The sequence below is a fragment of the Streptomyces sp. NPDC043996 genome (assembly GCF_056435225.1).
In genome coordinates this window covers 64,080-88,947 of record NZ_JBWKEY010000021.1, presented here as the reverse complement: position 1 = coordinate 88,947, position 24,868 = coordinate 64,080, and the positions used below count along the sequence as shown (strand labels likewise).

The 24,868-nt window shown below is 70.9% G+C and carries 19 protein-coding genes; 7 read left to right on the top strand and 12 right to left on the bottom strand.

Features of this window, described 5'->3' with window-relative positions; genetic code table 11:
- The first annotated feature begins 242 nt into the window (after positions 1 to 242).
- The 3 genes from AC07A4_RS38910 (at position 243) to AC07A4_RS38900 (ending at position 3,101) form a co-directional block, all read left to right on the top strand.
- Positions 243 to 869 carry a DUF6230 family protein gene (locus tag AC07A4_RS38910; RefSeq protein ID WP_478608630.1) on the top strand — a complete coding sequence of 209 codons (627 nt, stop codon included), beginning with the start codon at positions 243 to 245 and terminating at the stop codon, positions 867 to 869.
- Between the two features lie 227 nt (positions 870 to 1,096).
- Positions 1,097 to 1,636 carry a DUF6114 domain-containing protein gene (locus AC07A4_RS38905; protein WP_478608628.1) on the top strand — a complete coding sequence of 180 codons (540 nt, stop codon included), beginning with the start codon at positions 1,097 to 1,099 and terminating at the stop codon, positions 1,634 to 1,636.
- Entirely contained in the window at positions 1,626 to 3,101 is a 1,476-nt protein-coding gene (locus AC07A4_RS38900) for a hypothetical protein (protein ID WP_478608626.1), read from the top strand. The genes AC07A4_RS38905 and AC07A4_RS38900 overlap by 11 nt, the downstream gene beginning before the upstream one ends.
- A gap of 86 nt (positions 3,102 to 3,187) precedes the next feature.
- On the opposite strand, the gene pyk is transcribed toward AC07A4_RS38900, so the two are convergent.
- The 3 genes from pyk to pta all read right to left on the bottom strand — a co-directional run bounded on the left by pyk (position 3,188) and on the right by pta (position 8,017).
- Positions 3,188 to 4,618 (bottom strand): pyruvate kinase, encoded by a 1,431-nt coding sequence (gene pyk / locus AC07A4_RS38895; RefSeq protein WP_478608624.1) that lies wholly within the window; start codon positions 4,616 to 4,618, stop codon positions 3,188 to 3,190.
- Between the two features lie 73 nt (positions 4,619 to 4,691).
- Complete coding sequence (locus tag AC07A4_RS38890) at positions 4,692 to 5,900, bottom strand: acetate kinase (protein WP_478608622.1); 1,209 nt, start codon at positions 5,898 to 5,900, stop codon at positions 4,692 to 4,694.
- Complete coding sequence (pta, locus tag AC07A4_RS38885; RefSeq protein ID WP_478608620.1) at positions 5,897 to 8,017, bottom strand: phosphate acetyltransferase; 2,121 nt, start codon at positions 8,015 to 8,017, stop codon at positions 5,897 to 5,899. Before pta ends, AC07A4_RS38890 begins: the two co-directional genes overlap by 4 nt.
- 231 nt (positions 8,018 to 8,248) lie before the next feature.
- Between pta and AC07A4_RS38880 the strand changes: the two genes are divergently transcribed.
- A complete protein-coding gene (locus AC07A4_RS38880; protein ID WP_478608618.1) occupies positions 8,249 to 9,274 on the top strand; it encodes an ATP-dependent 6-phosphofructokinase in 1,026 nt (341 codons plus the stop codon).
- 52 nt (positions 9,275 to 9,326) lie between these two features.
- Here the strand turns inward: AC07A4_RS38880 and AC07A4_RS38875 are convergent, their stop codons facing one another.
- The 6 genes from AC07A4_RS38875 to AC07A4_RS38850 all read right to left on the bottom strand — a co-directional run bounded on the left by AC07A4_RS38875 (position 9,327) and on the right by AC07A4_RS38850 (position 16,136).
- Complete coding sequence (locus AC07A4_RS38875) at positions 9,327 to 9,956, bottom strand: helix-turn-helix domain-containing protein (RefSeq protein WP_478608746.1); 630 nt, start codon at positions 9,954 to 9,956, stop codon at positions 9,327 to 9,329.
- A 452-nt stretch (positions 9,957 to 10,408) separates the two neighbouring features.
- Positions 10,409 to 11,239, bottom strand: a complete 831-nt coding sequence (locus AC07A4_RS38870; protein ID WP_478608616.1) for a carbohydrate ABC transporter permease — start codon at positions 11,237 to 11,239, stop codon at positions 10,409 to 10,411.
- The gene (locus AC07A4_RS38865) at positions 11,240 to 12,046 is read right to left on the bottom strand and encodes a carbohydrate ABC transporter permease (RefSeq protein ID WP_478608744.1); all 807 of its coding nucleotides are present in this window, start codon (positions 12,044 to 12,046) and stop codon (positions 11,240 to 11,242) included.
- A gap of 74 nt (positions 12,047 to 12,120) precedes the next feature.
- Positions 12,121 to 13,491, bottom strand: coding sequence for an extracellular solute-binding protein (locus AC07A4_RS38860; protein WP_478608613.1), 1,371 nt, complete (start codon positions 13,489 to 13,491; stop codon positions 12,121 to 12,123).
- A gap of 330 nt (positions 13,492 to 13,821) precedes the next feature.
- Positions 13,822 to 14,523 carry a response regulator gene (locus AC07A4_RS38855; RefSeq protein WP_478608610.1) on the bottom strand — a complete coding sequence of 234 codons (702 nt, stop codon included), beginning with the start codon at positions 14,521 to 14,523 and terminating at the stop codon, positions 13,822 to 13,824.
- Positions 14,520 to 16,136 carry a sensor histidine kinase gene (locus AC07A4_RS38850; protein ID WP_478608742.1) on the bottom strand — a complete coding sequence of 539 codons (1,617 nt, stop codon included), beginning with the start codon at positions 16,134 to 16,136 and terminating at the stop codon, positions 14,520 to 14,522. The genes AC07A4_RS38855 and AC07A4_RS38850 overlap by 4 nt, the downstream gene beginning before the upstream one ends.
- A 273-nt stretch (positions 16,137 to 16,409) precedes the next feature.
- On the opposite strand from AC07A4_RS38850, the gene AC07A4_RS38845 reads away from it, so the two are divergent.
- Positions 16,410 to 17,666, top strand: coding sequence for a serine hydrolase domain-containing protein (locus tag AC07A4_RS38845; RefSeq protein WP_478608607.1), 1,257 nt, complete (start codon positions 16,410 to 16,412; stop codon positions 17,664 to 17,666).
- A gap of 149 nt (positions 17,667 to 17,815) precedes the next feature.
- A complete protein-coding gene (locus AC07A4_RS38840) occupies positions 17,816 to 19,219 on the top strand; it encodes a cation:dicarboxylate symporter family transporter (RefSeq protein ID WP_478608605.1) in 1,404 nt (467 codons plus the stop codon).
- 141 nt (positions 19,220 to 19,360) lie between these two features.
- On the opposite strand, the gene AC07A4_RS38835 is transcribed toward AC07A4_RS38840, so the two are convergent.
- The 3 genes from AC07A4_RS38835 to AC07A4_RS38825 are packed head-to-tail and all read right to left on the bottom strand — an operon-like array spanning position 19,361 to position 22,199.
- On the bottom strand, positions 19,361 to 19,903 hold the full coding sequence (locus AC07A4_RS38835; protein WP_478608603.1) for a hypothetical protein: 543 nt from the start codon (positions 19,901 to 19,903) through the stop codon (positions 19,361 to 19,363).
- Positions 19,904 to 19,916: 13 nt separating this feature from the next.
- Positions 19,917 to 21,746: an alpha/beta hydrolase gene (locus AC07A4_RS38830; protein ID WP_478608601.1), complete on the bottom strand. Its 1,830-nt coding sequence runs from the start codon at positions 21,744 to 21,746 to the stop codon at positions 19,917 to 19,919.
- 9 nt (positions 21,747 to 21,755) lie between these two features.
- Positions 21,756 to 22,199 carry a hypothetical protein gene (locus AC07A4_RS38825; protein WP_478608598.1) on the bottom strand — a complete coding sequence of 148 codons (444 nt, stop codon included), beginning with the start codon at positions 22,197 to 22,199 and terminating at the stop codon, positions 21,756 to 21,758.
- 167 nt (positions 22,200 to 22,366) lie between these two features.
- Here AC07A4_RS38825 and AC07A4_RS38820 point away from each other — a divergent pair, with 167 nt between their 5' ends.
- A complete protein-coding gene (locus tag AC07A4_RS38820) occupies positions 22,367 to 24,811 on the top strand; it encodes an NACHT domain-containing protein (RefSeq protein ID WP_478608596.1) in 2,445 nt (814 codons plus the stop codon).
- Positions 24,812 to 24,868: the final 57 nt, after the last annotated feature.

Below are 24,868 nucleotides of genomic sequence, written 5' to 3'. Positions count from 1 at the left end.
CTGGGACAGGGGGGTCTCTGCCCGTGAGAACGGCAGGGCCTGTCCGGCGGGTTGTGCGTGATGAGTCAGGCGCGACCAGTGGTTGTCGCTCGGGGGTGATCGCCGATGACTCAGGCGCGAGGCGCCTGCCGACATGGGCGCTCTCCTGACCGAGGACGTAGCACTTCTCCCATCCCCGCCCCGCTGAGCCGACCCCTCGGGATCGGCGGGCCGGAGATGTACGTCCGAGAAGGAGGAAAGTCATGGAGTCCGTGGCTCGTGGCGGAACCAGATGGAAGCGGTTCGCCGTGGTCATGGTGCCGAGCGTCGCGGCGACGGCCGCGATAGGCGTGGCCCTCTCGCAGGGTGCGCTCGCGGCATCGTTCAGTGTGTCCGGTCAGCAGTTCAAGGTGCGGGCCAAGCAGATCGACGGTACGGGGTTCGTCCAGTACGGGGCGATGGACGTCGGCAAGTCGGGCAAGCACCCGGTCGCCGTCGTCGGCCTGGACTCGGCGGAGATCACCAACCTGTGCCAGTCCGTGGTCATCCCGGTGCCGCTCTTCGGCGATGTGTCGATGAAGCTCAAGGCCGGTTGGGGTGACGAGCCCGTCGAGGCCAAGAAGCTCTTCATCGACGCCGACGACCTGCGCGCCAACGCGACGTTCACCAACGTCGACATCGGTGTCTCGGTCGACCGCACGACGAAGGGTCCGGGTGTCAACCCGCAGGACAAGCCGGGCAAGCAGTACGTCCCCGACTCGTTCGCCCAGCAGGCCGAATCGGTGCTGTTCACCGACGTCAAGCAGCGCGCTTGGGCGACCAGCGCCGGCACCTTCAAGCTCTCCGGCCTGAAGATGTCGGTCAAGAAGGGCAAGCACGAGTGCTACTGAGGCAGCCGCCGCCTCAGTCTCCCCAGCCCCGACCGCGTCGTTCTCGTCGAGCCGCGGTGGAGGCCCGTGCTGAGGCCCGTGCTGTCTGAGCCGCACTCGTCGCGCTGAACGGCCGGGCGCGGGGGCGCCGTACCTCTCGTACGACTTCCGTACGTCTTCGCACAGTCGTCCCCGTGCCCGCATCCGCACACACAGAACCACACGCCAGTCCCGAGGAGCTGTACGACATGAGCGCCGAAGCGCAACTGGGCCTTGGTAGCAAGCTTGGTCGAATGCGCCTGGGTTTCCGAGGGTGGCGCGGTCAGCGCCCGTTCTGGGGTGGCCTGCTGACCCTGCTCGGCGGCATCCCGATCATGTACTTCCCGTATGCGAACCTCACGCTCGGCACGATGACGATCCGGATGGCGACCACCGCCGGGGCCGGATCGCTGATCATCGGTGTGCTGTTGATCGTGCTCGGCCTGACCATGTGGTTCCAGCCGATGTCCCGCGTGTTCGCGGGCGTCGCGGCGATCCTGCTCGCTCTGGTCTCCCTGGTGGTGTCCAACTTCGGCGGCTTCGTCATGGGCTTCCTGCTCGCTCTCATCGGCGGCGCGCTCGGCGTCTCCTGGGTGCACGAGAAGCCACAGAAGCGTACGAAGCGACGCGCGCAGTCTCCGGCGGCCAAGGGCCTCGGCAGAGGCGCGCCCCCAGCGGGCGGCACGACCGATGACTTGTCAGGAACGAGCCCGGCCAACGGGACGAACGGGAGGCACCGTGCCGACTGACGAGGCGCACCGCCGGAGCGACGCGGTCACGTCCCGGGTGAGAACGGGGCCGCGGCACGCGGCCCCCAAGAAGCCGCTCCTCACCCGCCTCCAGGTCCCGGCGGGCAAGGCGATCGCGATCGCGGCGATGCCGACGGCCGTCCTCATGGGCATGGGCCTGACGCCGCAGCTCGCCCAGGCGAAGCCGGGCGTGCCCGAGAACCCCTTCCAGGACGGGCCGTGCGTGACGGCCCCGGACGAACCGTCCAAGGACAAGGACAAGGGCAAGGACGCGGAGGACGCGGAGAAGGAAGCGGCGGAGAAGAAGGCCGCCGAGAAGGACGCCGCGGACAAGGCCAGGGAAGAGGCCAAGCGGAAGAAGCGGGCAGAGGGCGACAAGGGTTCCGGTGACTCCAAGGGCGAGGACTCCAAGCCGAATCCCGCGCCGTCCGCCGACCGGCCCGACACGTCCGTGCCGGAGGCCAAGCCCGTGCCGCCCGGCGACGCGGACAAGGACGCCGACAGCGACTCCGGCAACGACGCCGACAACGACTCCGAGGCGGAGCCCGCCAAGCCCAAGAACCCGCTGGATCCGCTGGGTCTCGGCGACGCCCTCAAGGACATCTTCACGCCCGACGGGGCCAAGAAGACCCCGGCCCCGAAGCCGTCCAACGACGAGGCCGATGAGCGCGATGAGCGCGATGAGGGCGACAAGGACGGCACGGGCAGCAGGGACGGCAAGGAGGCCAAGGCCAAGGACCCGGCCGACGACAAGCCCGACGACAAGCCCGACGACAAGCCCGAAGAAAAGCCCGACGACAAGCCCGACGACAAGCCCGAAGAAAAGCCCGACGACAAGCCCGAAGAAAAGCCCGACGACAAGGCCGGGACCGACGAGCCGAAGGGCGACGTCGAGGACGACGCCGAAGACAAGGCCGAGAAAGAGCCGTCCGGCCAAGAGCCGTCCGAGGACCCCATGGCCCCGGACGCGAACGGCAAGAAGCCGTTCCCCTGCGTCGTGGAGAAGAAGGTCTCGGGCGACGACGAGCAGACGCCCGTGCCGATCCCGAACCAGCCCTGGCACCTGGAGGCCAGCTCCCTGCTGCTCATGGGCGCCGACTACCAGGGCGTCGTGAACCTGACGATGCCCGACGGGCGCAAGAAGCAAGCCCTGAAGTACGTCATCAAGTCGGGCACGGACATCGGTGATCTGCACCAGATCGTCGAGGGTCCCGGCGGCAAGAAGTACCACGTCCAGGCCGCCAAGGGCTCCATGTCCACGATCCGCGACGGCGTCACGACGATGTACACGGAGCGCATCTCGGGCAAGCTGTTCGGCGTGTTCCCGGTCACCTTCGACCCGGAGCACCCGCCGCCGCCCCTGAACATCCCGGTGATCTACTTCACCGATGTGAAGGTCCAGCAGGCGGGCCAGTTCGGCGGCAACCTCACCATCCCCGGCCTGCACCAGTCGATCACGGACTGAGGCTGAGGCGGAGGCGCCGCGGGCCCGACGCGAAAGGAGGGCGCCCCCAGCGGGGGGCGCCCTCCTTTCGCGTACCGGCGGCGGCGTCAGTCGCGGCAGCCGTTGCCCAGGTGGTGGACCCGGACCATGTTGGTGGTGCCGGGGACGCCGGGGGGCGAGCCCGCGGTGATGACCATGGTGTCGCCCTCGTTGTAGCGCTTGAGCTTGAGCAGCTCGGCGTCGACGAGCTCGACCATCGCGTCCGTGTTGTCGACGTGCGGGACGACGAAGGACTCCACGCCCCAGCTCAGGGCGAGCTGGTTGCGGGTCTCCTGGTCGGTGGTGAAGGCGAGGATCGGCTGCGCCGCGCGGTAGCGGGACAGACGGCGGGCCGTGTCACCGGACTTGGTGAAGGCCACCAGGGCCTTGCCGCCGAGGAAGTCGGCGATCTCGCAGGCGGCGCGGGCCACCGAACCGCCCTGCGTGCGCGGCTTCTTGCCGGGGACCAGGGGCTGCAGGCCCTTGGAGAGGAGCTCCTCCTCGGCCGCCGTGACGATCTTCGACATCGTCTTGACGGTCTCGATCGGGTACGCGCCGACGCTGGACTCCGCCGACAGCATCACCGCGTCCGCGCCGTCCAGGATCGCGTTGGCGACGTCGGACGCCTCGGCGCGCGTGGGGCGGGAGTTGGTGATCATCGACTCCATCATCTGGGTCGCGACGATCACCGGCTTGGCGTTGCGGCGGCACATCTCCACGAGGCGCTTCTGCACCATCGGGACCTTCTCGAGCGGATACTCGACGGCGAGGTCGCCACGGGCCACCATGACGGCGTCGAACGCGGCGACGACGCCCTCCATGTTGGCGACCGCCTGCGGCTTCTCGACCTTGGCGATGACGGGGACGCGGCGGCCCACCTCGTCCATCACGCGGTGGACGTCCTTGACGTCGTTCGCGTCGCGGACGAAGGACAGCGCGACCAGGTCGCAGCCCATCTTCAGGGCGAAGCGCAGGTCCTCGATGTCCTTCTCGGACAGGGCGGGCACGTTCACGGCCGCGCCGGGCAGGTTGATGCCCTTGTGGTCGGAGATGACGCCGCCCTCGACGACGATCGTCTTGACCCGGGGCCCGTCGACCTCGACGACCTTCAGCTCGACGTTGCCGTCGTTGATGAGGATCTGGTCGCCCTTGTTGACGTCGCCGGGCAGGCCCTTGTACGTCGTACCGCAGATCGACTTGTCGCCGGGCACGTCCTCGGCGGTGATGGTGAACTCGTCACCGCGCACCAGCTCGACCGGGCCCTCGGCGAAGGTCTCCAGGCGGATCTTCGGGCCCTGGAGGTCGGCGAGGACGCCGATGGCACGGCCGGTGCGCTCCGCGGCGGCGCGCACGCGGTCGTACCGCCCCTGGTGCTCGGCGTGCGTGCCGTGGCTGAAGTTGAAGCGGGCCACGTTCATGCCGGCCTCGATCAGCGAGACGAGCTGGTCTTCGGAGTCGACGGCGGGGCCCAGAGTGCAGACGATTTTGGAACGGCGCATGGGGCGATCCTATCGGTTTGTTTCGCTGCGGAATATTCCGTCTGGCGGAAGATACAAATGGGCGGTGGGGTGCTCAGCTGTTCTTTCCTGCCAGCGCATAAGTCTGCGTGGCGATTTCCAGTTCTTCGTCGGTCGGCACGACCGCGACCTTCACCCGGGCGTACTCGGGGGAGATCAGCCGCGGCTCGTCGCCGCGCACCGCGTTGAGGTCGCCGTCCACCGCGAGGCCCAGCTCCTCGAGGCCCGCCACGGCGGCCTCGCGCACCGGTGCCGCGTTCTCGCCGACGCCCGCCGTGAAGGCGATGGCGTCCACCCGGCCGAGAACCGCGTAATAGGCGCCGATGTACTTCTTCAGCCGGTGAATGTAGATGTCGAAGGCGAGCCGGGCCTGTTCGTCGCCCTCGTCGATGCGGCGGCGGATCTCCCGCATGTCGTTGTCGCCGCACAGGCCGATAAGGCCGCTCTTCTTGTTGAGGAGCGTGTCGATTTCGTCGATGGAAAGACCGCCGACGCGCGCCAGGTGGAAGATCACCGCCGGGTCCAGATCTCCGGAGCGCGTGCCCATCACCAGGCCTTCCAGCGGCGTGAGCCCCATGGAGGTGTCCACGCAGCGGCCGCCGCGCACGGCGGAGGCGGACGCGCCGTTGCCGAGGTGGAGCACGATGACGTTCACGTCCTCGGGCGCCTTGCCGAGCAGCTCCGCGGTGGCCCGGGACACGTACGCGTGCGAGGTGCCGTGGAAGCCGTACCGGCGCACGCGGTGCGCGTCGGCCGTCTCGACGTCGAGCGCGTAGCGCGCGGCCGACTCCGGCATCGTCGTGTGGAAGGCGGTGTCGAAGACGGCGACCTGGGGCAGGTCGGGCCGCAGCGCCTGGGCGGTGCGGATGCCCGTGATGTTGGCGGGGTTGTGCAGCGGGGCCACCGGCACCAGGCGCTCGATCTCGGCGAGCACGGCGTCGTCGATGACCGTGGGCTCGGTGAACTTCAGGCCCCCGTGCACGACCCGGTGGCCGATCGCGGCCAGCTCGGGCGAGTCGAGGCCGAGGCCGTCCGCGGCCAGCTCCTCGGCGACGGCCTTCAGGGCGGCCTCGTGGTCGGCGATCGGGCCGATGCGCTCGCGCTCGGCGCCGCCGCCCGTCAGCGGGGTGTGCTTGAGCCGGGACGTCTCCTCGCCGATGCGCTCGACGAGGCCCACGGCCAGACGGCTGCTGTCCGCCATGTCGAGCAGCTGGTACTTCAGCGACGAGGAGCCGGAGTTGAGGACGAGGACGCGGGAGCTCACTGGTGGGGGGCCTTCTCGGTGGGGGACTGGGGCGTGGAGGTCTGGGACGTGGGGGACTGGGACTGGATCGCCGTGATGGCGACGGTGTTGACGATGTCCTGGACGAGCGCGCCCCGGGACAGGTCGTTGACGGGCTTGCGCAGGCCCTGGAGCACCGGGCCGACGGCGATCGCGCCGGCCGAGCGCTGCACGGCCTTGTAGGTGTTGTTGCCGGTGTTCAGGTCGGGGAAGATCAGCACGCTGGCCTGGCCCGCGACGTCGGAGCCCGGCAGCTTGGTGGCCGCGACCGACGGCTCGACGGCCGCGTCGTACTGGATCGGGCCCTCGATCTTCAGGTCCGGGCGCTGGCCGCGGACCAGCTCGGTGGCCTCGCGGACCTTGTCGACATCGGCGCCGGACCCTGAGGTGCCGGTGGAGTACGACAGCATCGCGATGCGCGGCTCGACGCCGAACTGCGCGGCCGTGCCCGCCGACTGGACGGCGATGTCCGCGAGCTGCGTGGCGTTCGGGTCGGGGTTGACCGCGCAGTCGCCGTACACCAGGACCTTGTCGGCCAGGCACATGAAGAAGACCGACGACACGATCGACGCGTCCGGCTTCGTCTTGATGATCTCGAAGGCGGGGCGGATCGTCGCGGCGGTGGAGTGCACGGACCCGGACACCATGCCGTCGGCGAGGCCGCGCTGCACCATCAGGGTGCCGAAGTAGTTCACGTCGGCCACGACGTCGTACGCGAGCTCCACCGTGACGCCCTTGTGGGCGCGCAGGCGCGCGTACTCCTCGGCGAAGCCCTGGCGGAGGTCGGACTTCTGCGGGTCGAGTATCTGGGAGTCCGCGAGGTCGACGCCGAGGTCGGCGGCCTTCTTGCGGATGGTCTCCTCGGGGCCGAGCAGCGTCAGGTCGCACACGCCGCGCCGGAGGAGCACGTCGGCGGCGCGCAGGACGCGCTCCTCGGTGCCCTCGGGCAGGACGACGCGGCGGCGGTCGGCGCGCGCCCGCTCCAGGAGCTTGTGCTCGAACATCATCGGCGTGACGCGGTCGCTGCCGGACACCGAGAGCCGCTTGAGCAGGTCGGCGGTGTCGATGTACCGCTCGAACAGGCCGAGCGCCGTCTCCGCCTTGCGGGGCGTGGCCGCGTTCAGCTTGCCCTCCAGGGCGAACAGCTCGGCCGCCGTCGGGAAGGAGCCGCCGGACACCGCGATGACCGGGGTGCCGGGCGCGAGGCGGTCCGCGAGACGCAGGATCTCCGGGCCCGGCCGCTCGTTCAGGGTGAGCAGGACGCCCGCGATCGGCGGGGTGCCCGCGCTGTGGGCGGCGAGCGCGCCCACGACGATGTCGGCGCGGTCGCCGGGCGTGACGACCATGCAGCCCGGGGTCAGGGCGTTCAGGACCTTCGGCAGCATCGCGCCGCCGAAGACGAAGTCGAGCGTGTCCCGGGCGAGCCCCGAGTCGTCGCCGAGGAGGACCTCGCCGCCGAGGGCGTGCGTGATCTGCGCGACCGTCGGCGCGGACAGGGCGGGCTCGTCGGGCAGGACGTAGCAGGGGACCGGGAGCCGGGCCTCCAGGCGCTCGTGGATCTCGGCGCGGTCGGCGGGGGCGACGCGGTTGGTGACCACCGCGAGGACGTCGCAGCCCAGGCTGTCGTAGGCGCGGTAGGCATTGCGGGTCTCGGCGCGCACCGACTCGGCGGTCTGGTTCTTGCCGCCGACCACGGCGAGCACGGAGGCGCCGAACTCGTTCGCGAGCCGCGCGTTGAGGGCCAGCTCGTCCGGCAGCTGCGTGGCGGCGAAGTCCGTGCCGAGCACCAGGACCACGTCATAGGCGCGCGCCACCTCGTGGAAGCGGTCGACGAGCCGGGAGACCAGCTCGTCGGTGCCCTGCTCGGCCTGGAGCGCGGACGCCTCGTGGTAGTCCATGCCGTACACGGTCGCCGGGTCCTGGGACAGCCGGTACCGCGCGCGCAGCAGGTCGAAGAGGCGGTCGGGTCCGTCGTGGACGAGCGGGCGGAAGACACCCACGCGGTCGACCTGGCGGGTCAGGAGTTCCATGACTCCCAGCTCGACGACCTGACGGCCGTCGCCCCGGTCGATCCCGGTCACGTACACGCTGCGCGTCACGCGTGCTCTCCGTTTCTTCTGTGCCTTCGCCGGCGTGGATTCGCTGGTCAGGAGGGGGAGGGCAGCTCCGGCAGCGCCGGAAAAACACCCGATATTGTTGGTTGTGCCCTCTTGACAATACCTCTGTGGCTGGCTAAGCCGCAGGCCGGACGATGGGCGGCGGCCCTCCCGGGGCCGTGGAACAATCGGACCGGCTCACAAGTAACAACAGCGAGCAGGAGACACAGCGCGATGCGTATCGGAATTCTCACCGCGGGCGGCGACTGCCCGGGCCTCAACGCAGTGATCCGGTCGGTCGTGCACCGAGCGGTCACCAACTACGGCGACGAGGTCATCGGCTTCGAGGACGGGTACGCGGGCCTCCTTGACGGGCGCTACCGCACCCTGGACCTGAACGCCGTCAGCGGCATCCTGGCCCGTGGCGGAACGATCCTCGGCTCCTCGCGCCTGGAGCGCGCCCGCTTCCGCGCCGCCTGCCACAACGCCAAGGAGCTCATCGAGAAGAGCGGCTTCGACGCGCTCATCCCGATCGGCGGCGAGGGCACGCTGACCGCGGCGAAGATGCTCCACGAGGCCGGGGTGCCCGTCGTCGGCGTGCCCAAGACCATCGACAACGACATCTCCTCCACGGACCGCACCTTCGGCTTCGACACCGCCGTCGGCGTCGCCACCGAGGCCATGGACCGCCTGAAGACCACCGCCGAGTCCCACCAGCGCGTGATGGTCGTCGAGGTCATGGGGCGGCACGCGGGCTGGATCGCCCTGGAGTCCGGCATGGCGGGCGGCGCCCACGGCATCTGCCTGCCCGAGCGGGCCTTCGACCCGGCCGACCTGGTCAAGCTCGTCGAGGAGCGGTTCGCGCGCGGCAAGAAGTTCGCCGTGATCTGTGTCGCCGAGGGCGCGCACCCCGCCGAAGGGACCATGGACTACGGCAAGGGCGCCATCGACCAGTTCGGCCACGAGCGCTTCCAGGGCATCGGCACGGCCCTCGCGTACGAGCTGGAGAAGCGGCTCGGCAAGGAGGCCAAGCCGGTCATCCTCGGCCACGTCCAGCGCGGCGGCACGCCCACCGCGTACGACCGCGTCCTCGCCACCCGCTTCGGCTGGCACGCCGTGGAGGCCGTCCACCGCGGCGACTACGGCCGCATGACCGCGCTGCGCGGCACGGACATCGAGATGGTGCCGCTCGCCGAGGCGGTCACGGAACTGAAGACGGTCCCCAAGGACCGCATGGACGAGGCCGAGTCGGTCTTCTAGACCCCCGGTCAGCCCCCCCCCGGGCAGCCAGCCCCCGGTCGGCCCCCAGGAGTCAGGCGCCCGCCTCGGGCAGCAGCGGCCAGAAGTGGTCGAGGACGCGGTCCAGGAAGTCCCGGCCCGCGTGGCCCGAGGCGTCGGCGCTCGCGCCGCCGCCCCAGCTGAGGGTGCGCACCATCCGCGACTGGTAGTCCTCGTGCAGTCGGCGCAGCGGGCCCTCGACGGCGCGCTTGTCGACGCCGAGCAGCTTGCTGACCGGCCGGACATGGCCCTGCCAGCGCGTCGTCGCCGCGCCGCGCAGCAGCTCGGCGAGCTCCTCCGCGCGCCCGGTGACCCGGACGAAGTCCGGCAGGGTCAGGCGCAGCGTCCGGGCGAGCGCGGCGGACTGCCGGTCGCTGCCGCGCCACTGGCCGGTCTCCTCCATCCGCAGATACGCCTGGAGCTCCACGCCCGCGCCGCGCGCCACGTCCTCCGGGGCGAGCCCGCGCGCGAGGCGGTGCTCCCGCAGCGTCGTGGCCGCGCCCATCAGATCGCCGGGCGAGCACCACAGGGTCGCCGCGAGCGCCGCCAGCTCGGCCGCGTCCGGCGTTGCTAGGCCCCGCTCCCAGGCCGCGATGGTGTCCGGCGTGATGTGGCTGAGCCCGTAGCCCGCCCGCATGCCGTACGCGACGTGTCCTGGCTCCATGCCCAGCGCCTCGCGCAGCCTGCGCGCGGCGGGGAAGTCGAAGGGCGGGGTGGGCTGGCTCGGTCGCACGGGGCACACGGTAGGGGGGTGCGGGGGTGGGGACCTACGGTGCGTTCGCACGAGGTGGCATCTCGTGCGAACGCACATCTGGCGGGGCGCCGTGCCGTGCGCCGGCGCGCGCCCTCGCGGGGCGCCCCGCTGTGTCCATTAGCGCGCTCCGCGCGCGGGCGCCCCTTCCCACTCCGGGTGCGGCTGCCCCCGTTCCCCCGCTCAAAGCTTTTCGGCGCTTCGCACCTCGTCCTCAAACGCCGGACGGGCTGAAATTCCCGCACCCGGGCTTGGAATTCCCGCACCCGGGAGATCAAGCCCAGGCCGGAACGATCCAGCCCGTCCGGCGTTTGAGGACGAGCGCGCTAGCGCGATGGAAGGGCGGGTGGGTGGGGAAGACAGGCTCAGCCCTTGACGGCGCCGCCCAAAGCGAAGCCGCCGCCCAGACGCCGCGCGATCAGGACGTACAGGAGGATCACCGGCGTTGAGTAGATCATGGAGAACGCCGCCAACTGGCCGTAGACGATGGCGCCTTTGCTGCCGAAGAAGTCGTTGATGCTAACCGCCGCGGGCATCTTGTCGGGGGAGAGCAGCAGCATGAACGGCACGAAGAAGTTGCCCCACATCAGGACGAAGGAGAAGACCGTCACGACGGCGACGCCCGGCCCCATCAGGGGCAGGACGATGCGCACGAGGGACTGGAGCGGGGACGCGCCGTCGGTCCAGGCGGCCTCCTCCAGCTCCTTGGGCACTCCGTCCATGAAGTTCTTCATCAGCCAGATGGCGAACGGCAGTTGGGACGCGGCGAAGAAGAAGATCGTGCCCTGCACCGTGTCGATGAGGTCGACGCGCACGAACAGCGCGTACACCGGCACCATGATCGCGGTGATGGGCAGGCTCGTCGCGAACAGGATGGTGAGCATGAACGGGCGGTTCAGACGCGAGGGGTAGCGGGACAGGGGGTAGGCGGCGAGGGCCGCGCCCACCACCGTCAGGAGCGTGCCGCCGCCGCACAGCAGCAGGCTGTTGAGCATCGGCGTGAAGGTGATCTCGTCGGTGAGGACGGCGTCGAAGTTGTCGAGGGTCAGGCCGTCCGGGGCCTTCATGCCGACGTCGGCCTTCGGGTCGAGCGCGGACAGCAGGACCCAGGCGAGCGGCAGCGCGAACGCCGCCGCCAGTGTCAGCAGGCCCAGGTTGGCGGCGAGCGCGCGGCTTCGGGAGCGGCGTCGTGACACTCAGACCTCCGTGCGCAGCAGACGCATATAGACGAGCGAGAACAGGGAGCCCACGAGGAGCAGGAGCAGGGCCACCGCGGTGCCGTAGCCGATCATGCTCTTCTGGAAGGCCTGTTCGTACATGAACAGCGGCAGCGTCTGGCTGCGGTTTCCCGGGCCGCCGCGCGTCATCACCCAGATCAGGCCGAAGACCGAGAGCGTCTGCAGCGTGTTGAGCATCAGGTTCGTGCCGATGGAGCGGCGGATCATCGGCAGCGTGATGTGCCACATCCGGCGCCAGCCGCCCGCGCCGTCCACCTCGGCGGCCTCGTTGACCTCCTGGGGGATCTCGCTGAGGGCCGCCGAGTACACCAGCATCGAGAAGGCCGTGCCGCGCCACATGTTCGCGAACGACACGGCGAGGATCGGCAGCGTGAACAGCCAGTTCTGGGACGGCAGATGCAGGGTGTCGAGGATCGCGTTGAGCGTGCCGTCGCGGCGGAAGAACGCGTACAGCAGGAAGCCCGCCACGACCTCGGGGATGACCCAGGCCGCGATGACGACCGCCCCCGTGATCGTGCGCACCGGCTTCGAGGCCCGCCGCATCAGCGTCGCCAGGGCGAGCCCGAGCGTGTTCTGCCCGACGATCGACGACAGGAACGTGAAGACGAGCGTCAGCCAGACCGCGTTGACGAAGTCCTCGTCGCCGAAGGCCGTGCGGAAGTTCTCGAAGCCGACGAAGCTCTCGTGCGCCTGGCCCGTCAGCTGGAGGTCGGTGAACGCGATGTACGCGCAGTAGCCGATGGGGCCCGCCAGGAAGAGCAGCATCAGGACGACGGCGGGCGACACGGGCAGGGCCCGGACCAGCGAGCGCGCGAGGCGCCCGCGGCCCCGCGGGTCCTTCACCTCTCGATCACCTCGCCGTCCGTCACCGACTTGACCTCCTCGTCGTACTCCTTCGCCGCCTCGTCCACCGAGCCGTCACCGGTGGTGACCTTCTCCATGGCCTCCTGCATCGCCGTGGAGACCTTCGGATACGCGGGGTAGGCGGGCCGGTAGTGGGTGGCGGCGACCAGGTCCGTGAAGAACGCGATGCCGGGCTGCGCCGTCACGTACGAGGGGTCCTTAGCGACGTCCTTGCGCACGGAGATCCCGGAGTTGGCGATGTACCACTTCTTGGCGTTCTCTTTGGTCTGCATCGTCTCGATGAACTTGAAGGCGAGGTCGGGGTTGCCCGCCTTCGCGGGGACCGCCCAGGTCCAGCCGCCGGACATGCTGACCTTGCCGGGCGCCTGGCCGTCCTTCGTCGGCATGTACGCGAGGCCCAGCTCCTTGGACCAGTCGGGCCACTCGTGGCCGGAGCCCTCCAGCCAGTCCTGCGGCAGCCAGGAGCCGTCGAGGTTGATGGCGAGCTTGCCCTTCGGCAGGAACTCGCCGCGCACGCGCGTGGCCATGTTCGGGTCGAGCGCGTCCTCGACGTCAGGCCCGAGCTTCTCTTCGTAGACCGTCTCCACGAACTTCAGCGAGTCCTTGAAGCCCTGCCCGCCCACGACCCACTTCTTCGCCTTCGCGTCGTACAGGGGGTCCTTGCCCGTGCCGTACAGCAGCATCTCCATGCCCTGCATCGCGGACGTCTCACCGCCGGGTTTGCCCGTGTACACGTTCAGCGGGACGACGTCCGGCACCTTCTCCTTCACCGTGCGGGCCGCGTCCAGGATGTCGGCCCAGGTCTTGGGCTGCCAGTTCGCGGGCAGCCCCGCCTTCTTGAAGATGTCCTTGCTGAACCACAGGCCGCGCGTGTCCGTGCCGTCCGGCACGCCGTAGGTCTTGCCGTCCTCGCCGCGCGCCGCGGCCTTGGCCGTGTCGATGAACTTCGGCCACTCCTTCCACTTCTCCAGATACGGGTCCAGGGGCTTCAGATACCCGCTGGTGATGTCGGAGTTGATGAGGAAGGTGTCCTCGTACACGAGGTCGGGCGCGGTCTTGGGGGAGCGCAGCATCTGCTGCACCTTCGTGTAGTACTCGGCGTCCGGCGCCTTGATCGGCACCAGCTTCACCTTCTTGCCCGGGTTGGCCTTCTCGAACTGCTTCTTCACGGACTCCAGATAGGTGTCCATGACCCGGATCTTGTTGTCCATGGACTGCTTGTACGACACCTTCACGGTGTCCGGGTCGTCGCCGGAGCCGCCGCCGCAGGCGGTGAGGGCGGAGGCGGCGAGGACGGCTGTCGCTGCGAGGAGCCGGGGGGCGGGGGCGGTGGGGCGCACGGGCACGACCTCCTACGGTCCGGCACGGCTGCGCTGCCGCGCGCGGCTGCTGCGGGTGAACGTAAGCGGTTGCTATGACCAAGGTCAATGGCCCTGCGGGTGGCGCGCCCCCGAAAAGCATCGGCCTTCAGCCTCGTCCTCAAACGCCGGACGGGCTGGATCGTTCCGGCCCGGGCTTGATCTCCCGGGTGCGGGAATTCCAAGCCCGGGTGCGGGAATTCCAGCCCGTCCGGCGTTTGAGGACGAGGCGCGAAGCGCCAATTGTCTTTGAGCGGGGGAACGGGGGCAGCCGCACCCGGAGCGGGAAGGGGCGGGCCTGGGGCGCACCCGCGAGGGCTAGTCCGCAGGACGCCAGTGGTAGACCAGTTCCGGCCGGCCCACCTGCCCGTACTGCGGGGCCCGCGTGGCACGCCCCGTGGCGACGAGGTGCTCCAGATACCGCCGCGCGGTGATCCGGGACAGCCCCGTGGTGTCGGCGGCGGCCGCCGCGGTGAGCCCCGAGGGAGCGACGTCCCGCAGCGTCCGGGTGACCCGCTCGAGCGTCGGCCCGCTCAGCCCCTTGGGCAGCGTCGCCGGGGCGGGCGCCCGCAGCGCCGCGAGCGCGCGGTCCACCTCGTCCTGCCCCGAGGCCTCGCCCGCCGCGGCCCGGAACTCCGCGTAGCGGGTGAGCCGGTCCCTGAGGGTGGCGAACGTGAACGGCTTCAGGACGTACTGGACGACGCCGAGCGACACCCCTTCGCGCACGACCGCCAGGTCCCGGGCCGAGGTCACGGCGATGACGTCGGCCTTGTGGCCCGCGGCGCGCAGGGAGCGGGCGAGGGCGAGCCCGTGCCCGTCGGGCAGGTGGAGGTCGAGCAGGATCAGGTCGATGGGGGCGCGGTCGAGGGTCCGGCGGGCCTGGGCGGCGGTGTGGGCCGTGGCGGCCGCCTCGAAACCGGGCACCCGGTTGACGTACAGGACGTGGGCGTCGGCGGCGACGGGGTCGTCCTCGACGACGAGGACCCTGATCGGGCCCCGCTGACTGCTCCGCTGGCTCATCCGCTGGCCTTTCCGCCGGTCGTGGCGGTGAGCGGCAGCCGCGCCGTGAAGCGCGCGCCGCCCTCGGCCCGGTCCGCCAGGGTCAGTGTGCCGCCGTTGCGCGTCGCCGCCTGGTGCGCGAGGGCCAGGCCGAGGCCCCTGCCGTCGGGGGACTTCGTGGACCAGCCGCGGGTGAAGACGGCGTCCCGGTGGGCGGGCGGCACGCCGGGCCCGGTGTCCTCGACGCGCAGCAGCAGGGCGGCGCCCTCCGCCCGCACCGTCACCGTGACGCGGGCGGACGGGGAGCCCTGGGCCGCGTCGACGGCGTTGTCGATGAGGTTGCCGAGGATGGTGACCAGGTCGCGCGGGGGCAGGGCCGCCGGGAGCCTGCCGTCGTCGACGCTGGTGTCGCCCGAGACGACCAGCTCCACGCCGTGCTCGTTGGCCTGCGCGGCCTTCCCCAGGAGCAGCGCGGCGAGGACCGGTTCGCTGACGGCGGCGACGACCCGGTCGGTGAGGGCCTGCGCCAGCTCCAGCTCCGCCGTGGCGAACTCGACGGCCTCGTCGGCGCGGCCGAGCTCGATCAGGGACACCACGGTGTGCAGGCGGTTCGCGGCCTCGTGGGCCTGGGAGCGCAGGGCGCGGGTGAAGCCGCGCTCGGAGGTCAGCTCACCGGCGAGGGCCTGCAGCTCGGTGTGGTCGCGCAGGGTCACGACGGTGCCCTTGCGGTCGCCGCCGGACACCGGCGAGGTGTTGACGACGAGGACCCGGTCCGCCGTGAGGTGCACCTCGTCGACCCGGGGCCGCGCGTCGAGCAGCGCCCCGGTGAGCGGCGCGGGCAGCCCGAGGTCGGTGACGTTCCGGCCGACGACGCCGTCGTCCGTGCCGAGCAGCTCGCGCGCGGCGTCGTTGACGAGGGCAACGCGCCGCTGCCCGTCGAGCATCAGCAGCCCCTCGCGCACGGCGTGCAGGGCGGCCTCGTGGTAGTCGTGCATGCGGCTGAGCTCGGCCGCGTTCATGCCGTGGGTGCTGCGCCGCAGGCGCGCGTTGATGACGTACGTGCCCACCGCGCCGAGGACGAGGGCGGCCGCCGCGACGCCGAGCAGCGCGAGCAGCTGGCCGCGCGCCTTGGCGCTGATCTCCTCGATCGTGATGCCCGCGCTGACGAGCCCGACGATGCGCCCGCCGTCGTGGACGGGCGTGACCACGCGGACGGACGAGCCGAGCGTGCCCGTGTACGTCTCGGTGAAGGTCTGCCCGCGCAGCGCCTGAGCGGTGTGGCCGAGAAAGCGCTCACCGATGCGGTCCGGGTCGGGGTGGGTCCAGCGGATGCCGTCGGTGTCCATGATCGTGACGAAGGCGACGCCGGTGTGCCGCTGCACCCGCGAGGCGTACGGCTGGAGCCTGCGGGACGGGTCGTCGCCGAGGATCGCGTCCCGCACCGACGGCGCGTCGGCGACCGCGCGCGCCGCCGCCGTGGCCTGGCGCCGCGCCGCCTCCTCCGCCTGGTGCCGGTCACTGAGGTACGTGAACAGCGCGCACCCGGCGACCACGACCGCCACCAGGACCACCTGCATCGCGAACAGCTGACCGGCGAGGCTGCGCGGGGCGCGCGGCGCGCGCGGCGGACGCAGACCGCGAGGTCGGCGCGGTGGACGGGGGGCCTGGGGCATGGTTCCAGTCTGCCGCGCCGCCCGCGTGTGGCCTAAAAGCGCCCAGAGCCCTGGGAGCCCTGGGATCACGGTCCCGGCCGCGGGCCCGAGGAGGACCGGGGGCCCAGGTCCGGGTCATCCGCTGTCGGGACGCTGCCCGGTTCCTCGCCGTGATGATCTGGAATCCGGCCGGGAGCCCCGGTCCACCGCGTTAACCATCACGTTAACCAGCGCTTTCACCAAAGGAGTTCACCCATGTCCGCTCGCCCGCAGCAGCTCCAGCGTGTTCGTACGACGTCCCGGTCCCGGTCGCGGCGGGTGGCCGCGGCGGTGGCGGTGATGGCCGCGGGTCTGGCCGTGGCGGGCACGCTGCCGTCGGCGGCGGCGCAGCCGTCCGGGGCGCGGGCGTCCGGGGCGCAGTCGTCCGCGGCGCGGGCGTCCGCCACGCCGTCCCACGGCCCGAATGACGCCGTGCGCAAGGGCGTGGAGCGCCTGGTGACCGACGCCAGGTTCCCCGCCGCCCTGGCCGCGACGGTCGGCCGCGACGGGCGCACGCGCGACTACACCGCCGGATTCGGCGACCTGAGGACGAAGTCGAAGGTGCCCGTCGACGGGCAGGTGCGCGCGGGCAGCAACACCAAGACGTTCGTCGCCACCGTCGTCCTGCAGCTCGTCGGCGAGGGCAAGGTCCGCCTCGACGCCCCCGTCGAGAAGTACCTGCCCGACCTGATACGCGGCAAGGGCATCGACGGCCGCGAGATCACCGTCCGCCAGCTGCTCCAGCACACCAGCGGGCTGCCCAGCTACACCGACTACATGCTGAAGGACGTCTTCGGAAAGGCCCGGCACACCTACTACCAGCCCCGCGACCTGCTCGACGTGGCGCTGGCCCACAAGGCCCGGTTCGCCCCGGGGAAGGACATCGCGTACAGCAACACCAACTACCTCGTCGCCGGGCTGCTCATCGAGAAGGTCACCCGGCGCCCGCTCGCCGAGCAGATCACCCAGCGGGTCATCGACCGTGCCGGGCTGCGCCACACGTACTTCCCCGGCGTCGGCGACGAGGGCATCCGCGAAGCCCACCCCCGCGGCTACCACGCGGCCAGGCCCGGGGCGCCGCTGGCGGACATCACGAAGCTCGACCCCTCCTGGATGTGGTCCGCGGGCCAGCTCGTCTCCACCCCCGGCGATCTGAACCGCTTCTACTCCGCCCTCATCGGCGGCGACCTCCTGAAGCCCGCCCAGCTCGCCCAGATGCGCAAGACCGTCAAGGGCCCCAAGGGCCCGGACCGCGAGGCCCGCACCCGGTTCGGCCTTGGCCTCACCAGCACCCCGCTGAGCTGCGGCGGCCTGCGCTGGGGCCACGGCGGTGACACCCCCGGCTACCACTCCGTCCCCGGCGTGACCGACGACGGGCGCGCCGCCACCGTCGTCGTCACCGCCAATCAGCCGCCCACGCGGAAGGGCTTCGAGAAGGTCGACCAGGTGCTCGACACCGCGCTGTGCCGCTGAGGTGACGCCCGCGGGGAACGACCGTGCGAACTAAATGAACGCAAGGGTGACCGCCCTCACACCCCGGGAGATAGTCACCCGGAATCGCCAGGACGTGAGCCGCACGACTCGCGAGGACGCAGTGGTCGTAGTCCCCCAAGGAGGCACCCGTGGCAGATGGAACGACGGCGGCGGAGGCCGCCGGAACCGGCACCCCGCCGGCCAAGCGTGACCGTACGCACTACCTCTACATCGCCGTCATCGCGGCCGTGCTGATCGGCATCGCGGTCGGTTTCGCCGCGCCGGACTTCGCCAAGGAGCTCAAGCCCCTCGGCACCGGCTTCGTGAACCTGATCAAGATGATGATCTCGCCGATCATCTTCTGCACGATCGTGCTCGGCGTCGGCTCGGTGCGGCAGGCCGCGAAGGTCGGCAAGGTCGGCGGGCTAGCGCTCGCCTACTTCGTCGCCATGTCGGTGGTCGCGCTGGCCATCGGCCTGCTCGTCGGCAACATCCTGCACCCCGGCTCCGGCATGGACCTCACCACGTCGGACAAGGCCGCGGGCCATGACGCGGCCGACGAGGCGGACAAGGGCCTCGTCGACTTCGCGCTCGGCATCATCCCGAAGACGATGGTCTCCGCCTTCACCCAGGGCGAGGTCCTCCAGACCCTGCTCGTCGCGCTCCTCGTCGGCTTCGCCCTCCAGGCCATGGGCCGCACGGGCGAGCCGATCCTGCGCGGGGTGGGGCACATCCAGAAGCTGGTCTTCCGCATCCTCGGCATGATCATGTGGGCGGCGCCCATCGGTGCGTTCGGCGCGATGGCGGCCGTGATCGGCGAGACCGGCACGGACGCGCTCAAGGCGCTTGCCACCATCATGATCGGCTTCTACGTCACCTGCGCGCTGTTCATCCTGCTGGTGCTCGGTACGCTGCTGCGCCTGGTCACCGGCGTGAACCTCTTCAAGCTGCTGAGGTATCTGGGCCGGGAGTTCCTGCTCATCCTCTCCACCTCGTCCTCGGAGTCGGCGCTGCCCCGCCTCATCGCCAAGATGGAGCACCTCGGCGTCAGCCGCCCCGTCGTCGGCATCACCGTGCCGACCGGCTACTCCTTCAACCTCGACGGCACCATGATCTACCTGACCATGGCGTCGCTCTTCATCGCCGACGCGATGGACCAGCCCCTCGGCGTGGGCGAGCAGATCTCCCTGCTCCTCTTCATGATGATCGCCTCCAAGGGCGCGGCGGGCGTCTCCGGCTCCGGCATCGCGGTCCTCGCCAGCGGCCTCCAGTCCCACAAGCCCGCCCTCGTCGACGGCGTCGGCCTGATCATCGGCGTCGACCGCTTCATGAGCGAGGCGCGCGCCCTGACGAACTTCGCGGGGAACGCGGTGGCGACGCTTCTGATCGGCACGTGGACCAAGGAGGTCGACCGGGAGCGGGTCGCTCTCGTCCTCGACGGGTCGCTTCCGTTCGACGAGCGGACGCTGGTGGATGACGGGCATGGGGACGTCCCGACTGCGGAGTCGGTGCCCGAGCAGGTGCCGATGGAGAAGGCCCCGGCCCAGGCCTAGCCCTCGCGGGGCGCCCCAGGCCCGCCCCTTCCCGAACCGGGGGCTGCCGCCCCCGTTCCCCCGCTCAACAGACGTTGGCGCTTCGCGCCTCGTCCTCAAACGCCGGACGGGCTGGAACTGTCCGGCGTTTGGGTGTGTGGCTCAGCTGGGGTAGAGGTCTACCTCTTCGCCGTCGGGGACCTTGTAGCAGCCGGATACGAGGTCCAGGCTCAGCATCGGCCGGTCACCCTTCGACATTTTGACGATGTTGACGCTGACCTTCTTCTTGTCGTTGTCAGCGGTCAGGTTGATGTTCTTGTTCTTGCTGGTGTCAGGGCCGTACTCGACGATCTTCCACCCGTGCTTCGGAAGTTCTCTCTTGATTCGCTCCATCGCTTCGTCGAGATCACCGGCCGAAGCGGGGCGGAAGCTCCACGGATGGTAGATCCGGAAGTACGTCTTCTTGTCCTTGCCCGCGCACTCGGTGACTCCCGGGAAGTTCTCCGATGCCTTTCCCTTCACACCGATCAGCTCGTAGATGCCGCTGGAGGTCTTCTTCATCGCATCGGCGGCGTCACGTGAGGTGCTCGTTCCCGCGAACGGGACGCCGGACTTCTCGTCTTTGTCGTCACTCATGCCGCATCCTGTCAGGGCTGCCAGTGCAAGGGGGACAGCGAGCACTGAGGCGCGCGTTCTGGTCTTCACGTCAGGCTCTCTCCTACTTCGCACGCATCAACTCTTCGGGGATTCCGGGAGGTTCCACCAACTTCACGTCGCCCTCCCTTCCGACCACCACCAGGGCTTGGTTCAGCAGACTCCTGGAGTCTTCATCCCAGTAACCGCTGTGGCCTTGGGTGTCCGTGGCCATCTGGTTGGCTCCGAATTCCTCATCACTGGGAATAATGGGCTCTTCAAGAACGCTCTCGCGCCCGCCGTGCAGAAGGCGCCCGGCTTCCGGAACGACGTCGCCCTTGGCCTCCTCGTTCCACACATGCCCCTTGGGGACATCCAGTTGATCGGCGTGCGACACCTTGGCACCCGGGCTGCCCGCGAAGACGACGTCATCGGAGTTGAGGTCCCCTGTCTGGGCCGCCGCTCCGATCAGGGTCGATCCGTACGAATGGCCGATCACCGTGCGGTGCGGTGCCGTGTCGCCGGTGTGCGATGTCTCTAGACCGTCCAGGAACCGGTTCAACGCGGGAGCTCCGTCGTACGCGTAGTGCTCGAAGGTGGCGTCCTTGACGACGGCATCGGGTGCGTCGTATCCGAGCCAGGTGATGGTGGAAACGGAATCTCCGCCGGATTTGGCGTCGGCCGAGTTCCAGATCTTCACTCCACGGTTGATGTCCCCCTCGATGTTCCCCAGTGCGGCCTTCGTCCCCGGCACGTAGACAGCCTGGTGATCCGCCGTATCCGGGTTCCCGTTGGCGACGATCGCGCGGCCGTCCGCCTCGGTGCTGAATCCCAGCAGGTACGCCTGGGGCATTCCGCCCGCGCCGGACGCGTCGAACCGGCGCTGGATCGCATCCATACCGTCGATGGACTTATGGGCGCTCTTCCGCGCCGCCTCCCACTCCTTCCAGGCCACGCTCTCGACCTTGACGTTCTTCATGATGGTGCCGGTCATGGGGTTGATGTAGCTCGTGTACCGGGTGGGCTCCGGGTGCTTCCTCAGCCACGTGTCGTACGCGACCTGCGCGGAACCCCGCGACTCGGCCAGCACCGTGCGGTTCGCCTCGTCGCGGACCGTGGTGGGGAGGCCGTCCAGGTTGCCGACGGTGTTGGGGCGCATGGAGGACCACGCTGCCTGTTCGTCGGCGTTGAGGCTTTTCCACCACTCCGCGTTGGCCTTGGGGTCGCCCTTCGCGGGTGGTTGGGGCAGGGAGTCGAGGTACTCCTTGCCCGCCGCCTTCACGCCCTTGGCGTCCGAGGCGGTGTCGGCCCAGTCGCGGGCGCTGACGGTCAGGTCGTCGTCGGCCTTCAGGGCCCGTAGCTTCGGGGCCCACTTGGCGTCGGCCTCGGTGGCCTCCTTGAGGGCGGTGGCGATCAGGTCCGCGCAGTCCTGGGCGAGGCGGTGCTTGGGGTTGGGGTCGAACCGGGCCGCCTGGCGGCCGACGGCGGCGGCGGTGGCGTCCGTCAGGCCGGTGGCCGTGCCGCCCTGCGGAGTCTTGCCGTCCGTGCCCTTCTCGCCGCCCGGCGGATAGCTGACCGAGCCGTCGGAGCGCACCGTGAGACCGCCCGCGTCGGCGTCCGCCAGGGCCGCGTCCAGTTTGCGCTTGGCCGCTTCCATCTCGTACGAGAACGCGTCGAGCGCCGAGCTGACGAGGCCGCACTCGGTCTGGACGTAGTGGAAGTTCTCGGCCAGCTGGCGCAGTTGGCCGATCGCGGCCGTCGCGGCGTCTCCCTTCAGCTCGTCGCGCATGGCCACGACGATCCGCGTCGCGAGGCGGTCACGGGCGGCGTCGGCCATCTCGGAGGTGCGGCGGTAGCCGTCGGCCGCGTCCGCGTACTCCTTCGGCCTGAGGGCTTTGAGCGTGGCGAGATCCATGACGTGCGCCTACCGCCCCTTGCCCTGGCCGCCGGTCGCGGGCGTGTCGGCGTACTCCACCTTCATGGTGCCGATCTCGGCCGTGATCGCCTCCTCGGTCTTCACCTGGTTGTTGCCCGCCTTCTCCAGCAGGCCCGCGAGCTTCGCGCACCGCTGGTTCACGCTCTTCACGTACCGCTCCCAGGAAGCGTGGACTTCCATCTGCGCGGCCGCCGTTCGGCAGCCGGTGTCCTTGCCGAGGCCGCTCTGGCCGTCGGCGAGCGCGTCGAGCGCCTTGCCGATGCCCTCGCGGAGCGAGCCGACGTCGTGGCCCGCCTTGGCCCACGACGCCTTGTCCGACACCAGCGTGCCGGAGACGCCGCCCGGCGCTGGCTCCGCCTGGTTCAGTTGCATCCGCGTGCTGTGCTGCTCCACCGCCGCGGACTTGACCCGCTCCCACTCCTCCCACGCCATGCGTGTCCCCCTCGCTCCGCCAGTCAACATGCGTGTGCCACCGCAACGTTGCGGTGATCGACAAGTACCGTACGGCCTCTGTCCGGTGCGCCGGGTCCGTTTTCGGTCACAACCGCTGACGTCCCTTTGGGCCCCCGAGCGCGCACCTCGGGTGCATGCTCTGTGCCATGGACGCGGGGAGGCGGGGCGTCACCGGGCCGCGGTGGCTGCTCGGAGGCGGGGTCGTGGTCCTGGTCGCGGGGTGCGGCTGGGCGGGGTGGTCGCTGCGGCACGGCGCGCTCGCGCCGCAGGACGTGGCGGGCGTGCTCGGGCTGCCGCTCGGCGTGTTCGGGGTGCTCGTCGGCACCGCCGTCGGCCTCGGCGCGCTCCGGCTCCAGCGGGCCGCCGACGCCCGCGCGGTGGCGCTCGACCGGCTCGCCCGCGCCGTCCAGGACGTGGAGGTCGCCGAGCGCACCCACATCCTTGGCACCGGCGCGCACCTCATCGACCTGCCCGTGGAGGTGACGCCACGCCAGGGCGGCGCGGAGCCCGCCGGGCGGCAGCGGATCTCCGACGTCGCGGAGTGGTACGCCGCCGCGCCGGGGCGCCTGGTGGTGACCGGGCCGCCCGGCGCCGGGAAGACCGTCCTCGCCGTGCACCTGGTGGTGCGGCTGCTCGCCGCGCGCGCGGACACCGACCCCGTGCCGGTGCGGCTCGCCATCCGCGATCTGCCGCAGGACCGCGCCCAGCGCCGCTGGTGGGGCCGCCGCCGTACGGTCGGTGGCTTCGAGCACTGGCTCAGGGACAGCCTCGTCAAGGCGTACGAGGTGCCGGGCGCGGCCGCCGCCGATCTCGTGGCGCGGCGGCTCGTCGTCCCCGTACTGGACGGCCTCGACGAGATGGACCCCGACCTCGCGGAGCCGGAGCGGGCGAGCGCGGCGCTCGCCGACCTCAACGAGTACCAGTCCGTCGGCGGCAGCGCGCCGCTCGTCCTGACCTGCCGCGCACAGCGCTACGAGGAGCTGTCCGAGCGGCACGCCTGGCTGCGCGAGGCGACGCTGTTGTCCGTGGGCGGCGTCGACGCCGAGCAGGCCCGCCGCCATGTCGCCCTGCGCTCGGACGGCCGGGCTTCCCCCATGGACGCCGTCGTCGACGCGATGCGCGACGGCACGGCGGGCGGCGCCATGGCCGAGGCCCTGAGCTCGCCGTTCTATCTGGGGCTCGCGATCGCCGTGTACGGAGGGCCGGATGGTGTGGCCGCGCCCACCGACGGTTCCTCGGCGGCCGACATCCGCCAGCAGCTGCTCGCGCGCTACGTCCCGGCCGCGACCCGGTCCGCCAACGCCGCCGTGCGGCGGGCGGGGGAGAGCCTCACCGGGGACCGGACCGTGTGGGGGCGGCTGCGGACGTACGAGCCGGAGTCGGTCCAGCGGTGGCTCGGGCGCATGGCCGAGGCCGGGGCGACGGACGAGGCGACGCTCGGCCGGGTCGCCGGGAAGGCCGTGACCACGTTCGCGTCCCTGACGGTGGCCTTGTCGGTCGTCACCGCCGCGCTGTGCCTGGTGCCGGATGTCGTACGGGGGCTGGTGCCCCGGGGGTGGTGGGTGCACCGAGCGGGGCTGCTGTGGAGCCTGTGGATGGCGGGGGCAGCGGTCCTCGTCTCGGCCATCACGTGGGCGTTCACGCTGTACGAGTACGCTCCGCTGGCGCCTCCGGAGCACGCCCGCCACCCCCGCCCCCGGTGGGGGGAACGCGCGCGCGGCGCCCTCCGACCCGCTCTGTCGAACGGCGCCGCGACACTGGTGCCGGTGGGCTTCCTCGTCCTTGGCGCGGCGGCCCGCTTCACTTCCGCCTTCGCGGCCGTGCCACCGGAGGGCTGGTACGCGCTGGGGGCCGCCGTCGCGTTCTTCGGGTGGCTGGCCCTCGCCGTGGACGCGCCCCAACCCGTGTACGGCGGCAGGCGGGGCCTGGTCTCGTGTGTCGCGGTGCCGGTACTCACCGGTGCGGGTGCCTGGGCCATCGAGGGGTTTCCGCTCTGGGGGTGGTCGGTGGCCCTGGGCGTGGCCGCCGTCCTCGTCGGCACCCTGCTGCGGGGCGACGGCGTCATGCCGCGCTTTGTACTGATGGGCGGTTTCGCGGCGATCGCCGCCGGTGGCCTTGGTCCCGGCCTGGCGCCGAACGGCGGCTTCGAGTCCGGCGTCGTGGCGGGGCTCGCCGTCTTCTACGCCTTCGGGTGCGCCTTCCTCGGCCCGGCCTCGGGCCCGCGGATTCTGAACGCCATCGCCCGCCTGGGCCGACGGGTCGGCTGGCTGTCGCGGCCGGTCACCCTGGCCGGGGTCCTCCTCATCGGCTTGGGCGCTGAGGTCATGCTCGGGTTCGCCGGGGTCGTCTTCATCGCCGTCGCGTTCACCGCCACCACCTTCGCCGGTGGCCTGGCCCGCGTCGCCACGACGCTCACCGGAGCCGCCACCGGCCGCGTGCCCCCACGCCCCGGCCCCTTCCTGGCCTGGGCCTACCACGCGGGCCTGCTCCGGGTGGTAGGCGGCACATACGAGTTCCGCCACCGGGAGCTACAGGACTGGCTGAACCGGGACCGGCTGATTCCTGGCCAGCCGTTTCCCCCGCTCCGGTGAGGTACGCACGCCGGAATGAGCCGAGCGCACGGTGAACGCGCTCACGTTCCTCCGTGC

What these genes read in the sequence shown, in the direction of transcription:
- AC07A4_RS38910 (WP_478608630.1), top strand. Translation starts at nt 243, where the DNA reads ATGGAGTCCGTGGCTCGTGGCGGAACCAGATGGAAGCGGTTCGCCGTG.
- AC07A4_RS38905 (WP_478608628.1), top strand. Translation starts at nt 1,097, where the DNA reads ATGAGCGCCGAAGCGCAACTGGGCCTTGGTAGCAAGCTTGGTCGAATG.
- pyk (WP_478608624.1), bottom strand. Translation starts at nt 4,618, where the DNA reads ATGCGCCGTTCCAAAATCGTCTGCACTCTGGGCCCCGCCGTCGACTCC.
- AC07A4_RS38880 (WP_478608618.1), top strand. Translation starts at nt 8,249, where the DNA reads ATGCGTATCGGAATTCTCACCGCGGGCGGCGACTGCCCGGGCCTCAAC.
- AC07A4_RS38875 (WP_478608746.1), bottom strand. Translation starts at nt 9,956, where the DNA reads ATGGAGCCAGGACACGTCGCGTACGGCATGCGGGCGGGCTACGGGCTC.
- AC07A4_RS38865 (WP_478608744.1), bottom strand. Translation starts at nt 12,046, where the DNA reads ATGCTGCTCTTCCTGGCGGGCCCCATCGGCTACTGCGCGTACATCGCG.
- AC07A4_RS38855 (WP_478608610.1), bottom strand. Translation starts at nt 14,523, where the DNA reads ATGAGCCAGCGGAGCAGTCAGCGGGGCCCGATCAGGGTCCTCGTCGTC.
- AC07A4_RS38845 (WP_478608607.1), top strand. Translation starts at nt 16,410, where the DNA reads ATGTCCGCTCGCCCGCAGCAGCTCCAGCGTGTTCGTACGACGTCCCGG.
- AC07A4_RS38830 (WP_478608601.1), bottom strand. Translation starts at nt 21,746, where the DNA reads ATGGATCTCGCCACGCTCAAAGCCCTCAGGCCGAAGGAGTACGCGGAC.
- AC07A4_RS38825 (WP_478608598.1), bottom strand. Translation starts at nt 22,199, where the DNA reads ATGGCGTGGGAGGAGTGGGAGCGGGTCAAGTCCGCGGCGGTGGAGCAG.
- AC07A4_RS38820 (WP_478608596.1), top strand. Translation starts at nt 22,367, where the DNA reads ATGGACGCGGGGAGGCGGGGCGTCACCGGGCCGCGGTGGCTGCTCGGA.